Source organism: Streptomyces sp. NPDC048612 (assembly GCF_043199295.1).
In the GTDB taxonomy this organism is placed as follows: Bacteria; Actinomycetota; Actinomycetes; order Streptomycetales; family Streptomycetaceae; genus Streptomyces.
This window is the reverse complement of the sequence record NZ_JBICVV010000002.1, coordinates 11,808-26,311: the sequence shown is the minus strand read 5'-3', so window position 1 is coordinate 26,311 and position 14,504 is coordinate 11,808. Positions and strand designations below refer to the sequence as shown.

Sequence of the window (14,504 nt, the reverse complement as noted above, 5' to 3'; positions counted from 1 at the left end):
GTCCCGCGCCGCCCCTCAGCCCCGCTCCCCCCGTACCCGTTCGGCGACCATCGCCGCCTGGACGCGGCGGCCCACGCCCAGCTTGGCGAGGATGGACGAGACGCGGTTCTTGACGGTCTTCTCCGCGAGGAACAGCCGGTCGGCGATCTCCCGGTTGGTCAGGCCGGCACCGATCAGCTCCAGTACCTCCCGTTCCCGGGGCGAGAGCCGGTCCAGTTCCGACGGCGGTGCCGCGGGCGTCTCGCGGGGGCCGCGCAGCCGCGCCATCACCCGGGACGCCGTACGCGGGTCGAGCATGGATTCGCCCGCGGCCACCGTGCGCACCGCGTGGACCAGGCCGGAGCCGTTGATCTGCTTGAGGACGTAGCCGGAGGCGCCCGCCATGATGGCGTCGAAGAGCGCTTCGTCGTCGTCGAAGGAGGTCAGCATCAGGCAGGCCAGCTCCGGCATCCGGGCGCGCAACTCCCGGCACACCTCGATGCCTTCGTGATCGCCGGCCGGGCCGTCGCCGCCGCCGAGGCGGACGTCGAGCACCGCGACCTGCGGGCGGGCGGCCGGTACCCGGGCGAGGGCCTGCCGGCGGTCGCCCGCCTCGCCCACGACCTCGATGTCCTCCTCCGCTTCGAGGAGGTCACGCACTCCGCGGCGGACCACCTCGTGGTCGTCGAGGACGAAGACCCGCAGGGGTGCGGTGGGTGCGGTAGGCAGGTTCATTCAGTGCTCGCTCGGTCGCCCGGATCGTGCGGGATGCCGTCCGTCGGGGGGTTTCCCAGTGTGTCCGGCCCCGGCGGGGGTGTGGCGTGCCCGGTACGGATTCCGGGGCCGCCCGGTACGGACTCCGGGACCGCTCGGTACGGGCCCCGGTGCCGAGTCTCGCGGGCTGCGCGGCGGGCGCGAAAGGGCCGAACGGCCCTGGTGGGGAGGGCCGGTGGGGCACAACGGCCCGGTGCCATACTGGCGCCCCTTTCCCGGACGACGGCATCCCCCGGCGTCTCGCCGGAGGCCGTCGTCGCAGCCAGGAGGTCCGCTCATGCAGGCATCTACGGACACCGTCGGCAGCGAGTACCACGCCCTGCTGGCCCGGCACGACGCGATGCGGCTCAGGCGGCGGATGCTGGGCCAGGACCGGGTACCGGAGCCGGACTCAGCGGCGGCGGTGCCCTACGACGGTGCCGCCGACCAACGGCTGATCGAGGCCGGTCTGCCGCTGGTGACCCCGTTCGACGTGCTGATCGGCCGCCTCTACGACGAGATGTTCGCGCGCCGGCCCTCGCTGCGGCGGCTGTTTCCCGCGTCGATGGAGTTCCAGCGGTCCCATCTCGCCCGTGCGTTCCGCTACCTGATCGGGAATCTGCACCGCCCGGACGAGGTGGCCGCGTTCTTCGGCCGGCTGGGCCGGGACCACCGCAAGCTCGGGGTGCGGCCGGTGCACTTCGAGACGTTCGAGGCCGCCCTGTGCGTGGCGTTGCGGGACACCGCGGGGCCGGGCTGGAGCGCGGAGGCGGAGCAGGCGCGGGTGCGGATGCTGCGGTTCGCGGTGGCGGCGATGGCCGCCGGTGCGGAGGCCACCCTCGCCGAACCGGCCTACTGGCGGGGCACGGTGGTCGGCCATGAGCTGCGCCGCCCGGATCTCGCGGTGGTGCGGGTGCGGACCGGGGAGCCGTATCCGTACCGGGCCGGCCAGTACGCCGCGGTCGAGTCGCCGCTGCTGCCGCAGGCCTGGCGGCAGTACTCCCTGGCGTGCGCCCCGCGGCCGGCGCACGAGCTGGAGTTCCATGTGCGGCAGACCGGCACCGGAGGGGTCAGTGAGGTGCTGGTGGCGCACACCCGGGTCGGGGACACGCTGCGCCTGGGGCCCGCGCAGGGGACGATGACGCTCGACGACGACGGTGCCCGGGAGCTGCTGATGGTGGCGGGCGGCACGGGGTGGGCCCCGGTCAAGGCGCTGCTGGAGGAGCTGGCGCTGCGCCGGGCCGGGGTCGGCGGCGGCGCCGGGCCGGGGGTGCGGGAGCGGCGCGGGGTGCAGCTGTTCCTGGGGGCCCGCAGCCGCGAGGAGCTGTATGACGCGCGGGTGCTGTCCCGGTGGGCGGACCGGCACCGGTGGCTGCGGGTGGTCCCGGTGATCGGCGAAGGGGCCGGGCGGGGCGGCGGCCGGGTGGCGGAGGCCGTGGCGCGCCGTGGTGGCTGGTCCGGTCATCTGGCCTTCGTCAGTGGTCCGCCCGCGATGGTCGGTGCCACGGTGGCGGGGCTGACCGCGGCCGGTGTGCCGGCCGGGCAGCTCCGGTACGACCCGGTCCTCGACTCGCCGGCCGCCTGACCCCGTCCGGCCGGGGCCGAACGGCCCTGGTGCGCGGTGCCCGTTGACCGTCTACTGGGCTTGTCATCGCGTCGGCGGACAAGGGGAGCACAGGGTGAACGACACTTCGTTGCGGTCCGGTGCCGGAGTGGACCGGGCGGCCGGGGGCGCGGGGCCGCGGCACAGCGTCCCGCTGCACCGTGCCGAGGCGCTGTGGCTGCTCGGCAGTGTGTCGCTGGGCCGGATCGTCTTCACCCGGGACGCGCTGCCGGCCATCCGCCCGGTCAACCATCTGCTGCACCGGGGCGAGATCGTGCTCCGTACGCACGAGGGCGCGGCGCTCGCGTCGGTGGCCCGACAGGCCGTCGGCGAGGGGGTGGTCGTCGCCTACGAGGCGGACGCGCTCGACCCCGTGACGCACCTCGGCTGGAGCGTGGTGGTGACCGGCTACTGCCGGCCGGTCACCGATCCGCAGGATCTGGCGCACTACCGGGAGGCGCTGCGCCCCTGGACGGACGGGCCGCGGGAGCACGCCCTGCGTATCCGCCCCGCGCTGGTCACGGGCGTCCGGCTCACCGCGCGTTCCCAGGGGGTGCGCCGTGAGCCGGGTGACGTGTCCTAGACGTACCGCTCCAGGATCGAGGACTCCGCCAGCCGGGAGAGGCCCTCGCGGACCGAGCGGGCGCGGGCCTCGCCGACGCCGTCGACGGCCTGGAGGTCGTCGACGCTGGCCGCGAGCAGCTTCTGGAGGCCGCCGAAGTGGTCGACGAGGCGGTCGATGACGGTGCCGGGGAGGCGGGGGACCTTGGCCAGGAGGCGGAAGCCGCGGGGGGAGACCGCGGAGTCCAGGGTCTCGGGGGCGCCGCTGTAGCCGAGGGCGCGGGCCACGGTGGGGAGTTCGAGGAGTTCGGTGTGGCTGAGGGCGTCCAGCTCGGCGAGGGCTTCGGCGACCGTGCGGGAGCGCTTGGCGGTCGGCTCGGGGACGTAGTCGCGGACGACGAGTTCGCGTTCGGGCTCGACGCCGGCGATGAGTTCCTCCAGCTGGAGGGTGAGCAGCCGGCCGTCGGTGCCGAGCTCGACGACGTACTCGGCGATTTCGGTGGCGATGCGGCGGACCATCTCCAGGCGCTGGGCGACCGCGGTGACGTCGCGGACCGTCACCAAGTCCTCGATCTCCAGGGCGGAGAGGGTGCCGGCGACCTCGTCCAGGCGGAGCTTGTAGCGCTCCAGGGTGGCCAGGGCCTGGTTGGCGCGGGAGAGGATCGCGGCGGACTCCTCCAGGACGCGGCGCTCGCCGTCGACGTAGAGGGCGATCAGGCGCATCGACTGGCTGACGGAGACGACGGGGAAGCCGGCCTGGATGGAGACGCGCTGGGCGGTGCGGTGGCGGGTGCCGGTCTCCTCCGTGGGGATGGAGGCGTCCGGGACCAGCTGGACGCCGGCCCGAAGGATCTTGGTGATGTCCTTGTCGAGGACCAGGGCGCCGTCGAGTTTGCAGAGTTCGCGCAGCCGGGTCGCGGTGAACTCCACGTCGAGGACGAAGCCGCCGGTGCACATGGTCTCGACGGTCTTGTCGAAGCCCAGCACGATCAGCCCGCCGGTGTTGCCGCGGAGGATGCGCTCCAGGCCGTCACGGAGGGCCGTACCGGGCGCGACGGCGCTCAGCGAGGCGCGCATCAGGCTCTCGGTGCCGGAACTGCCACCGGACCTGCCGGGAGTCGATGCCCGGTCGTTGGCTGCCACTGCACTCCTCCGTCGCAAGGTCTGTCGGTCCGCAGGCCGCCCGGCCCATGCCGTGGTTGACGTACCACCGGAGCGTACGTGGCCGACAGGCAATTCTGCGGTGACGGGCGAGACCAGGGCAAAGTCTACCGGCGTGCGCCCTCTTCCTGTGGGGGCTCCCGGCGGACCCGCTTGGGCAGCACCGCGAGGGCCTGTCCGACGTCGGCGACCTCCAGGACGCGCATCCCGTCGGGGATCTTGCCGGGGTCGGCGGGGACGAGGGCGTGGGTGAAGCCGAGCCGGGCCGCCTCGGACAGCCGCCGCTGGACTCCGGTGACCCTTCTGACCTCGCCCGCGAGCCCTACTTCGCCGATGGCGACGAGGTTCTTCGGCAGGGGGGTGTCGCTGGCGGCGCTGGCCAGTGCGAGGGCCACGGCGAGGTCGGCGGCGGGCTCGGTCAGCTTCACCCCGCCGACCGTGGCGCTGTAGATGTCGCGTTTGCCGAGGGCGCTGATCCGGCCGCGCTGTTCCAGGACGGCGAGCATCATCGAGACGCGGGAGGTCTCCAGGCCGGAGGTGGTGCGGCGGGGGGAGGGGATCTGGGAGTCGACGGTGAGGGCCTGGACCTCGGCGACGAGGGGTCGGCGGCCCTCCAGGGTCACGGTCAGGCAGGTGCCGGGCACCGGTTCGGCGCGGCGGGTCAGGAAGAGGCCGGAGGGGTCGGCGAGGCCGGTGATGCCCTCGTCGTGCAGCTCGAAGCAGCCGACCTCGTCGGTGGTGCCGTAGCGGTTCTTGACGCCGCGGACCAGGCGGAGGCGGGCGTGCCGGTCGCCTTCGAAGTGGAGGACGACATCGACGAGATGTTCCAGGAGGCGGGGTCCGGCGATGGCGCCGTCCTTGGTGACGTGGCCGACCAGGAGGGTGGACATGCCGCGTTCCTTGGAGGCGCGGATGAGGGCGCCGGCGACTTCGCGGACCTGGGCCATGCCGCCGGGCGCCCCGTCGATCTCGGGGGAGGCGACGGTCTGCACGGAGTCGAGGATCAGCAGCGACGGCTTGACCGTGTCGAGGTGGCCGAGGACGGCGGACAGGTCGGTCTCGGCGGCCAGGTAGAGGTGGTCGTCGAGGGCGCCGATGCGGTCGGCGCGGAGCCGTACCTGGCTCGCGGACTCCTCGCCGGTGACGTAGAGGGTGGGGTGTTTGTCGGAGGCGGACCGCGCGGCGGCGTCCAGCAGGAGGGTGGATTTGCCCACGCCCGGCTCGCCGGCCAGCAGGACGACGGCGCCGGGGACCAGCCCGCCGCCGAGGACGCGGTCCAGTTCGGGGACGCCGGTGGAGCGGGCGGTGGCCTGCGCGCCGTCGACCTGGCCGATGGGCAGGGCGGCGGTGGTGACCCGGCCGGGTGCGGTCGTGCGCACCGCGGGGGCGCCGCCGAACTCCTCGACCGTGCCCCACGCCTGGCACTCGGGACAGCGGCCGAGCCACTTCGCGGTGGTCCAGCCGCATTCGGTGCAGCGGTAGGAGGGGCGCTCCTTGCCCGCGGATTTACGCGTTGCCATGGGGTCACCGTAGCGGCGGGGTCCGACAACGCCGCCGGGAGTCCCGTGGTGCGGGCCCTTCCAAGATCGTCCGGAGTGGGGGCGGCGCCGTCGGCGGACGCGTCGGCAGGGAGGCGTGAACGGAGCGCGCCGCCCGTGTAAAGAGCTATTCGTGTCCCCTTTTGAGGGAGATGGTCACCCGTAAGGGTTAAAAGTGTCCAACGCGAGCAAGCAGGGCTGCATCATCCGCCTACCGTCGCCGGGGTGATGAGCAGCAGGCCCGAGCACCCCACGCACTCCACCGGCGCACACCGGTCGCGCGGCGACGCGCGGCGCCGGAACCGGCCGCAGCCCTCCGGGCGGCCCGGCCCCGACGAGCGGCCCGGCACGGACGCCGCGCCCGCCCCGGACGGGGGCCTCGACGGCTACCAGCCTTATCTGGACGGGCTGTTCACCTACTGCCTGTCGGTGCTGTGCGAACACGACGCCGCGACCGCGGTGCTCGGCGAGACGCTCGCGCTGGCCGAGCGGCACCGCGGCCGCCGCCCCGCCGACCCGGCGCTGTACCGCTCCTGGCTCTACGCCCTGGCCCGCTGGGCCTGTCTGCGCCGGCTCGCCGAGCGGACCGCGCCGCCCGCCGCGAAGCCGGGCCCCGGTGCGGCCCGCGAGGCCGAGCGCCGGCAGCGTGAACTCGCCGCGCTGGCCTGGCCGGAGGCCGCCGGCACCACGCCCGAGCAGCGCGAGGCGCTGGAGCTGTCGGTGCGCCATCACCTCTCGGCGGACGAGGCCGCCGCGGTGCTCGGCGCCGACCCGGTCGCCACCCGCGCGCTGCTGGCCACCGCGTCCTGCGAGGTCGAACGGACCCGTGCGGCACTGGCCGTCGTCGAGTCCGGCCGCTGCCGCGAGGTCGCGCAGCTGGCGGGCGACACCCAGGTGCTGCTGGGCGCGGCGCTGAGCCGGGAGCTGGTGCGGCATGTCGACGACTGCGCCGAGTGCCGGCGGACCGCCGAGCGGGCCACCACCCCGGGGACCTGGCCGGGCACCGCGCCGGTGGCCCAGGGAGCCCTGCCGCTGGTCACCGCGCCCCGGGAGGCCGTGCTGGGTGCGCTGGCGGCGGCCCGGCAGGCCAAGTCGGGCCGTGCGGAAGGGGTGGCCGGTGCGGGCGGCGGTGGCCGGGCCGGCGGGGCAAACGGTTCTCCTCGCTACGACCGCAGCGGCTTCCCCGTGGGCCCCCCGAAGGACCGGGTGGCCCGCCGTCGCCGGCTGCGCAACCGTGCGCTGACCACGACCGTGGTCGCCACCGTCGTCGCGGCGCCGGTGCTGGCCCTGTGGGCGGCCTACCGCGCCGCCCCGGCCACGGACGTGGCGGCGGACGACACGCCCTCGGTGACGGCCGGCGACACCCCACCCGGGCCGCGGCTGGGCGGCAGCCCGTACGAGAACGCCGGCAACGCCAGGACGACGCCCGGTCCCCGCTTCACGGCGGGCGACGGGACGTCCGACGTGTCGGTCGAGGTGGTCAGCGCGGACGGCACCCCGCAGCGGCCGGACGAGCCGGACAGCCGGCGGGAGTCGGGCCCCGGCCGGCTGACGATCGCCGCCGAACCCCGCGGCCGGACCACGGTCCTCACGCTGAACGCCGGGGGCGGCTCCCCGGTGCGCTGGCGGGCGTCGTCGGGCGCCGCCTGGCTGCAGATGAGCCACACGGCGGGCACCCTGCGGCCCGGCGAGACCACGATGATCACCATCCACATCGACCACGACCGGGAGCCCGCCGGCCACTGGCGGGCCCGGATCGCGATCGAGCCCGGCGGCACCGTCGTCACCCTGCACGGCCACGGAGCGACCGGTCCGGCGCCCGGCCCGCAGCGTCCGACGTCCCCGCGTCCGAAGCCGACCCCGCCGGCGCCGAAGCCGACGCCCACCCCGACCCGGCCGTCCCCGTCGCCCACCCCGACGTCGCCGAGCCCGAAGCCGACCGGCCCCGAGCCGTCCTCGACGCCGTCCAACACCACGCACCCGGCCCGCTGAGCCGGGCGCACCCCCCCGGCCGCCCGGCCCCGGTACGCGCCCTTACAGCTCCTGCTCCTGCTCCTGCTGCTCCTGCTGCTGCCGCAGGGGCCGCGGGTCCGCCGGATGCGGTGCCATCGGCAGCGTCGCCGCCAGCCGCTCCTCGCACAGCTCGGCGAGCCTGGCGTAGCCCTCCGGGCCCATCAGCTCGGTCAGCTCGGGCTTGTACGAGACGTACACCGGCTCGCCCGCGCCGTGCGCCGAGGTCGCGGAGGTGCACCACCAGTGCAGGTCGTGGCCGCCGGAACCCCAGCCGCGGCGGTCGTACTCGCCGATCGTCACCTGGAGGATCTGGGTGTCGTCCGGCCGGTCGATCCAGTCGTAGGTGCGCCGGACCGGCAGCTGCCAGCAGACGTCCGGCTTGGTCTCCAGGGGCTCGCGGCCCTCGCGCAGCGCGAGGATGTGCAGCGAGCAGCCCGCGCCGGCCGGGAAGCCGGGGCGGTTCTGGAAGATGCAGGAGCCCTTCCAGCGCCGGGTCTGCCGGTCGCCGTCCTCGTCCTCCTCGGTCCAGCCCGTCTCGGTGCCCACGTCGTGGAACTGCCACAGGTCGGGCGTGAGCCGTGCCACATGCCCGGCCACCCGCTGCTCGTCCTCGTCGTCCGAGAAGTGCGCGCCGAGCGTGCAGCAGCCGTCGTCGGCCCGGCCGGCCTGGATGCCCTGGCAGCCGCTGCCGAAGATGCAGGTCCAGCGGGAGGTCAGCCAGGTCAGGTCGCAGCGGAAGAGCTGTTCGTCGTCCGCCGGGTCGGGGAACGTGACCCAGGCGCGGGCGAAGTCGAGCCCGACCTCGTCGGCCGGGACCGCGGGCCCGTCGGCCGCCTGGGCGCGCCGCTTTTCTTCCTTCTTGCGCGCTTTTTCGTGCTTCGCCTTTTTCGTCTTTGCCACGACTCCAGCGTAAGGGGGAGCGACGGGTGCGGACCGCGCCGTCAAGTGCGGGTGGCGCGCGCAGTAGGTTTCCCCGTATGAGACTCGGTGTCCTCGATGTGGGTTCGAATACGGTCCATCTCCTGGTGGTGGACGCACACCCGGGCGCGCGCCCGCTGCCCGCCTATTCGCACAAGGCGGAGCTGCGCCTCGCCGAACTCCTCGACGAGGCCGGCGCGATAAGCGAGGGCGGCGTGGAGCGCCTGGTGGCCACCATCCACGAGGCGCTCCAGGTGTCCGAGGACAAGGGCGTCGAGAGCGTGCTGCCGTTCGCCACCTCGGCGATCCGCGAGGCCACCAACGGGGAGGACGTGCTGCGCCGGGTCGCCCAGGAGACCGGGGCGGAGCTGCAGGTGCTCTCCGGCGAGGACGAGGCGCGGCTCACCTTCCTCGCCGCCCGCCGCTGGCTGGGCTGGTCGGCGGGCCGGCTGCTGGTGCTGGACATCGGCGGCGGCTCGCTGGAGATCGCCTACGGCCTCGACGAGGACCCGGACGTGGCGGTGTCGCTGCCGCTGGGCGCCGGCCGGCTGACCGCGGGCGACCTGCCCGGTGACCCGCCGGACTCCGAGGACGTCCGGACGCTGCGCCGCCGGGTGCGGGCCGAGATCGCCAAGGTGGTGAGCGAGTTCAGCCGCTACGGCACCCCCGACCAGGTCGTCGGCACGTCCAAGACCTTCAAGCAGCTGGCCCGGATCGCGGGCGCCGCGCGCTCCGCCGAGGGCCTCTACGTCCAGCGTGAGCTGACCCGCAAGAAGCTGGAGGAGTGGGTGCCGCGGCTGGCCGCGATGTCCGCGGAGGAGCGGGTGACGCTGCCCGGCGTGTCCGAGGGGCGCTCCCGGCAGCTGCTCGCCGGGGCGCTGGTCGCCGAGGCGGCGATGGACCTCTTCGGCGTCGAGACGCTGGAGATCTGCCCGTGGGCGCTGCGCGAGGGCGTCATCCTGCGGCGGCTGGACCACCTGCCGTAGCGGGCCCGCGGTGGCGCCGTGGTGCGCCGGGACGGCGCCCGGGATACGCCCGGGTGCGCCCGGCGCGCGTGAGACTCGTCACGCCGCCGGAGTCCGTGCCGTCCGGTGTCGCCCGTTCCGCCCTCCCCGCCCCGGGGCCGGTCCCCCGGCGGCGGGCCACGGCTGTCCGGACCTCCTGCCCTGCCCCCGGCCCCGGCCCGTACGCTGTCCCTCGTGACAGAGCCAGTGGTGCGCATCCCGGATGCGAAGGTCGCGCTGTCCACGGCCTCGGTGTATCCGGAGTCGACGGCGACGGCCTTCGAGATCGCCGCGCGCCTCGGCTACGACGGCGTCGAGGTCATGGTGTGGACCGATCCGGTCAGCCAGGACATCGAGGCGCTGCGCCGGCTCTCGGACTACCACGGGGTGCCGGTGCTGGCCGTCCACGCCCCGTGTCTGCTGATCACCCAGCGGGTCTGGTCCACCGACCCGTGGGTCAAGCTCCAGCGCGCCCGTAACGCCGCGGAGAAGCTGGGCGCCTCCACGGTGGTCGTGCACCCGCCGTTCCGCTGGCAGCGCAGCTACGCACGGGAGTTCGTCCGCGGCGTGTGGCGGATGGCGCACGAGACGGACGTGAAGTTCGCCGTCGAGAACATGTACCCGTGGCGCTACCGGGACCGCGAGATGCTCGCGTACGCCCCCGACTGGGACCCCACCAACGACGACTACCGGCACTTCACGGTCGACCTGTCGCACACCGCCACCGCGCGCAACGACGCGCTGGAGATGGTGGAGCGGATGGGCGACCGGCTGGCGCACGTCCACCTCGCCGACGGCAACGGCTCCGCCAAGGACGAGCACCTGGTGCCGGGCCGCGGCAGCCAGCCCTGTGCCGCGGTGCTGGAGCGGCTGGCCGCGAGCGGCTTCGGCGGCCATGTGGTCGTCGAGGTCAACACCCGCCGGGCGATGTCCGCCGCCGAACGCGAAGCCGACCTGGCCGAGGCGCTCGCCTTCACCCGGCTGCATCTCGCCTCGCCGACCTGGGTCCCGGGCTCGTGAGCGAAGGCCGGGACGACACGCCCCCGGAGCCGGGCCCGCCGCCCGCACCGGCCCGCCGCCGGGGCCGCCCGGCCCGCGCCGCCGCCGAGGAAGGCCCCGGCGCCCGGGAACGCATCCTGGCCGCGGCCCGTACGGAGTTCGCCGCGCGCGGCTACGACAAGACCTCGGTCCGTGGTATCGCCAAGGCGGCCGGGGTGGACGCGGCGCTGGTCCACCACTACTTCGGCACCAAGGAGCAGGTCTTCGCGGCGGCCATCGAGCTGACCTTCGGGCCCGCGCTGACCATGCCGGACGCGCTGGCGGGCGGCGGCGCGGACGTGGGCGAGCGGATGGCCCGCTTCATGTTCGGCATCTGGGAGAACCCGGTCAGCCGCCCCGCGCTGCTGGCGATCCTGCGTTCGGCGCTGACCAACGACACCGCCGCGGCCGTGCTGCGCGGCCTCATCGAGCGCCGGATGCTCCAGCGGGTCGCGGGCGAACTGGACGTCCCCGACCCGGAGTTCCGGGTGCAGCTGGCCGCCGGGCACCTGATCGGGATCGCCGTGCTGCGCTATGTGATCAAGATGGACCCGGTCGCCTCGGCGGAACCGGAGGAGATCATCGCCATGGTCGCGCCGACCCTCCAGCGGTATCTGACACAGCCCTGACAAGCACGCCTCTGGAGCGCCTCGTAGGCCCGCCCAAGCCCCCGACCTGCGAGAAGGCTTCCCCTCCGCTGTCCGCACTGCGGTCAGGCGTCTCACATGCCGGAGAGGCTGTCCAGATCTTGGATGAGGAGCGTAATCTCGACAGGAGCTGATATATGACGCCGCCCGGTACGCGGCCAGGGGGCCGGGTACCGGCACCGGCGGTCGTACGGACGATCCCGAGGGAGTGACCCATCGTGCCTGATCTGAGGTCCCGCACCGTTACCCATGGCCGCAACATGGCCGGCGCCCGAGCCCTTATGCAGGCCTCCGGCGTAGCGCGCGAGGACTTCGGCAAGCCGATCATCGCGGTCGCCAACAGCTTCACCGAGTTCGTGCCCGGCCACACCCATCTCCAGCCGGTCGGCCGGATCGTCTCCGAGGCGATCCACGCCGCGGGCGGCATCGCGCGCGAGTTCAACACCATCGCGGTCGACGACGGCATCGCGATGGGCCACGGCGGCATGCTCTACAGCCTGCCCTCCCGCGACCTGATCGCCGACTCCGTCGAGTACATGGTCGAGGCGCACTGCGCGGACGCGCTGATCTGCATCTCCAACTGCGACAAGATCACCCCCGGCATGCTGATGGCCGCGATGCGGCTCAACATCCCGGCGGTCTTCGTCTCCGGCGGCCCGATGGAGGCCGGCAAGACCACCCTCGTCGACGGCACCGTCCGCACCCTCGACCTGGTCGACGCGATCTCCGACGCGGTCAACGACAAGATCTCGGACGAGGACATCCTCCGCATCGAGGAGAACGCCTGCCCGACCTGCGGCTCCTGTTCCGGCATGTTCACCGCCAACTCGATGAACTGCCTGACCGAGGCCATCGGCCTCTCGCTGCCCGGCAACGGCTCCACGCTGGCCACCCACACCGCCCGCAGGGCGCTGTACGAGAACGCCGGCCGCACGGTCGTCGAGATCACCAAGCGGCACTACGACGAGGACGACCACACCGTCCTGCCGCGCAACATCGGCACCCGCGCCGCCTTCGAGAACGCCATGGCCCTGGACATCGCCATGGGCGGCTCGACCAACACGATCCTGCACCTGCTCGCCGCGGCGCAGGAAGCCGGCCTGAACTTCGACCTGGACGACATCAACGCCGTCTCCCGCCGGGTGCCCTGCCTGGCGAAGGTCGCCCCGAACGTCGCCCCCGGCGGCACGTACTACATGGAGGACGTGCACCGCGCCGGCGGCATCCCCGCCATCCTCGGCGAGCTCTACCGCGGCGGCCTCCTCAACGAGGACGTGCACACCGTCCACAGCGCCACCATCGAGGACTGGCTCAAGACCTGGGACGTGCGCGGCGGCTCCCCCTCCGACGAGGCCGTCGAGCTGTGGCACGCGGCCCCCGGCTGCAAGCGCTCCGCGACCGCCTTCTCGCAGTCCGAGCGCTGGGACTCCCTCGACGTGGACGCGGCCGGCGGCTGCATCCGCGACATGGCGCACGCCTACTCCGTCGACGGCGGCCTCGCGGTCCTCAAGGGCAACATCGCCGAGGACGGCTGCGTCGTGAAGACCGCCGGCGTCGACGAGTCCATCTGGACCTTCGAGGGCCCCGCCGTGGTCTGCGAGTCGCAGGAGGAGGCCGTCGACAAGATCCTCAAGAAGCAGGTCAAGGAGGGCGACGTCGTCGTCATCCGCTACGAGGGCCCCAAGGGCGGCCCCGGCATGCAGGAGATGCTCTACCCGACGTCCTTCCTCAAGGGCCGCGGCCTGGGCAAGACCTGTGCCCTGGTCACCGACGGCCGCTTCTCCGGCGGCACGTCCGGCCTGTCCATCGGCCACGCCTCCCCCGAGGCGGCGGCCGGCGGCACCATCGCCCTCGTCGAGGACGGCGACCGCATCCGCATCGACATCCCGAACCGCGGCATCGAACTTCTCGTCAGCGAAGAGGAGTTGGCGGCCCGGCGCGAGGCCCTGGGCGGCGTTTACGCGCCCAAGCAGCGCGAACGCAAGGTCTCCCAGGCCCTGCGCGCCTACGCGGCGATGGCCACCAGCGCGGACAAGGGCGCGGTGCGGGACGTGACCCTGCTGGGGTGAGGCCGGGGACCGGCAGGTCCGGCGTACGGCAACGGCCCCCGTCGCGGGCGAGCGACGGGGACCGGTCTGTGGGGCCGCGGTGTCAGGCGCCGGGCAGGTGCCCGTCCTTCACGGCGCTCACGAAGGACGACCAGGTGGATGCCTCGAAGATCAGCGCCGGGCCGTGGGGGTTCTTGCTGTCACGGACGGGGGTGAGGGCGGGGAGGTCGTCGGAGACCTCGATGCACTGGCCGCCGTCCGAGTTGCTGTAGCTGGACTTGCGCCACGTAACGGTGCTCAGATCGATGGTTCGCACGGCACTTCCTCCAACGTCTGCCCGATGAACTTCCGCGTCTCGGCTGGGGACAACGCGAGATCGCGAACAGCATCGTACGCGCGTTGCAGACGCTCAACCGAGCCTGTTTCCTCGACCAGTTCGCCGTGGAGTGCGCTCTCGGTGTAGGCCACAGTGCCCCCATCCGGCAGTCGCAGAAACATGACGTCCGTACTCGCGAGCGAATGCAGCCGGGCGCCGTGAGGAAGTACCTGGAGGGTCACGTTCGGCCGCTCAGCTATCTCGGCCAAGTGCTGCAGTTGCTCTCGCCATGCCTGTCCACTGCACAGCGGCGTACGGAGCACCGTTTCCGACAGGATGGTGCGAAACCGCGGCGGGTCCTCGCTCGTGATCAACCCGCGGCGCCCTACGCGTGCTTCGACCTGCAGTGCCAGCTCCGGGCCCTTGAGGCCACCTGCTACAAGGACTTCACGTGCGTACGCGTCCGTCTGGAGCACACCGGGCAGGACGCCCACGGCGTAGTGCCACAGGCTCACCGCCTCGGATTCCAGTGACATGTAGCGCCGGTATTGCTCGCGGAACTGGCTCGGGTCGCCGAGTGCCAACTCCCACAACGTCAGCAGCAGTCCAGGTGTCCCGTAATGCTGGTCCAAGGCCTGGGCGACCTCCGGGCCGCCGAGGGTCTCGCCCTTCTCCATCTTCCCGAACAGCGACCAGTCCCACCCCAGTACGTCGCCGAGCTGCCGCAGGCTGTCGCCCTTCTGCTGTCGCAGTAATCGCAGCTCTTCTGCATAGCGCCGGCGCGGCTCCTGGCTCCTACCGGTGACCGCTCGCCTCGGTGGCATGGCGACCTCCTCCGTGGAAGGTGTGGAACTAACGGTGCGTGGCGGCGAAATACATCCTGCAAGGGGTATTCGCGCCCTTTTTCCCGGCCATTCTCGTGAAG

At 73.3% G+C, this 14,504-nt stretch carries 13 protein-coding genes; 7 read left to right on the top strand and 6 right to left on the bottom strand.

Going from position 1 to position 14,504, the window contains the following annotated elements; translation table 11 throughout:
• Positions 1-15: 15 nt before the first annotated feature.
• Positions 16-714 carry a response regulator gene (locus tag ACGFN2_RS03485; protein ID WP_393357218.1) on the bottom strand — a complete coding sequence of 233 codons (699 nt, stop codon included), beginning with the start codon at positions 712-714 and terminating at the stop codon, positions 16-18.
• Positions 715-1,030: 316 nt separating this feature from the next.
• Between ACGFN2_RS03485 and ACGFN2_RS03480 the strand changes: the two genes are divergently transcribed.
• Both ACGFN2_RS03480 and ACGFN2_RS03475 read left to right on the top strand, forming a co-directional pair.
• Positions 1,031-2,317, top strand: coding sequence for a globin domain-containing protein (locus tag ACGFN2_RS03480; RefSeq protein ID WP_393357216.1), 1,287 nt, complete (start codon positions 1,031-1,033; stop codon positions 2,315-2,317).
• 94 nt (positions 2,318-2,411) lie between these two features.
• Complete coding sequence (locus tag ACGFN2_RS03475) at positions 2,412-2,918, top strand: pyridoxamine 5'-phosphate oxidase family protein (protein ID WP_393357214.1); 507 nt, start codon at positions 2,412-2,414, stop codon at positions 2,916-2,918.
• On the opposite strand, the gene disA is transcribed toward ACGFN2_RS03475, so the two are convergent.
• The gene (gene disA, locus ACGFN2_RS03470) at positions 2,915-4,039 is read right to left on the bottom strand and encodes a DNA integrity scanning diadenylate cyclase DisA (protein ID WP_362611353.1); all 1,125 of its coding nucleotides are present in this window, start codon (positions 4,037-4,039) and stop codon (positions 2,915-2,917) included. The genes ACGFN2_RS03475 and disA overlap by 4 nt on opposite strands.
• Before the next feature lie 125 nt (positions 4,040-4,164).
• Positions 4,165-5,577 (bottom strand): DNA repair protein RadA, encoded by a 1,413-nt coding sequence (gene radA / locus ACGFN2_RS03465; RefSeq protein WP_362611356.1) that lies wholly within the window; start codon positions 5,575-5,577, stop codon positions 4,165-4,167.
• 246 nt (positions 5,578-5,823) lie between these two features.
• Between radA and ACGFN2_RS03460 the strand changes: the two genes are divergently transcribed.
• The gene (locus ACGFN2_RS03460; protein WP_393357211.1) at positions 5,824-7,587 is read left to right on the top strand and encodes a sigma-70 family RNA polymerase sigma factor; all 1,764 of its coding nucleotides are present in this window, start codon (positions 5,824-5,826) and stop codon (positions 7,585-7,587) included.
• A 42-nt stretch (positions 7,588-7,629) separates the two neighbouring features.
• On the opposite strand, the gene ACGFN2_RS03455 is transcribed toward ACGFN2_RS03460, so the two are convergent.
• Positions 7,630-8,508, bottom strand: a complete 879-nt coding sequence (locus ACGFN2_RS03455) for a hypothetical protein (protein WP_393357209.1) — start codon at positions 8,506-8,508, stop codon at positions 7,630-7,632.
• Between the two features lie 77 nt (positions 8,509-8,585).
• Between ACGFN2_RS03455 and ACGFN2_RS03450 the strand changes: the two genes are divergently transcribed.
• The 4 genes from ACGFN2_RS03450 to ilvD all read left to right on the top strand — a co-directional run bounded on the left by ACGFN2_RS03450 (position 8,586) and on the right by ilvD (position 13,284).
• On the top strand, positions 8,586-9,512 hold the full coding sequence (locus ACGFN2_RS03450; protein WP_362611364.1) for a Ppx/GppA phosphatase family protein: 927 nt from the start codon (positions 8,586-8,588) through the stop codon (positions 9,510-9,512).
• Between the two features lie 213 nt (positions 9,513-9,725).
• Positions 9,726-10,550, top strand: coding sequence for a sugar phosphate isomerase/epimerase (locus tag ACGFN2_RS03445; protein ID WP_362611367.1), 825 nt, complete (start codon positions 9,726-9,728; stop codon positions 10,548-10,550).
• Entirely contained in the window at positions 10,547-11,197 is a 651-nt protein-coding gene (locus ACGFN2_RS03440; RefSeq protein WP_393357206.1) for a TetR family transcriptional regulator, read from the top strand. Before ACGFN2_RS03445 ends, ACGFN2_RS03440 begins: the two co-directional genes overlap by 4 nt.
• Positions 11,198-11,433: 236 nt before the next feature.
• Complete coding sequence (gene ilvD / locus ACGFN2_RS03435) at positions 11,434-13,284, top strand: dihydroxy-acid dehydratase (RefSeq protein WP_362611373.1); 1,851 nt, start codon at positions 11,434-11,436, stop codon at positions 13,282-13,284.
• Between the two features lie 82 nt (positions 13,285-13,366).
• Here ilvD and ACGFN2_RS03430 read toward each other — a convergent pair whose 3' ends face one another.
• Positions 13,367-13,579: a DUF397 domain-containing protein gene (locus tag ACGFN2_RS03430; protein WP_393357204.1), complete on the bottom strand. Its 213-nt coding sequence runs from the start codon at positions 13,577-13,579 to the stop codon at positions 13,367-13,369.
• Positions 13,561-14,403 (bottom strand): helix-turn-helix domain-containing protein, encoded by an 843-nt coding sequence (locus tag ACGFN2_RS03425; protein WP_393357202.1) that lies wholly within the window; start codon positions 14,401-14,403, stop codon positions 13,561-13,563. Before ACGFN2_RS03425 ends, ACGFN2_RS03430 begins: the two co-directional genes overlap by 19 nt.
• Positions 14,404-14,504: the final 101 nt, after the last annotated feature.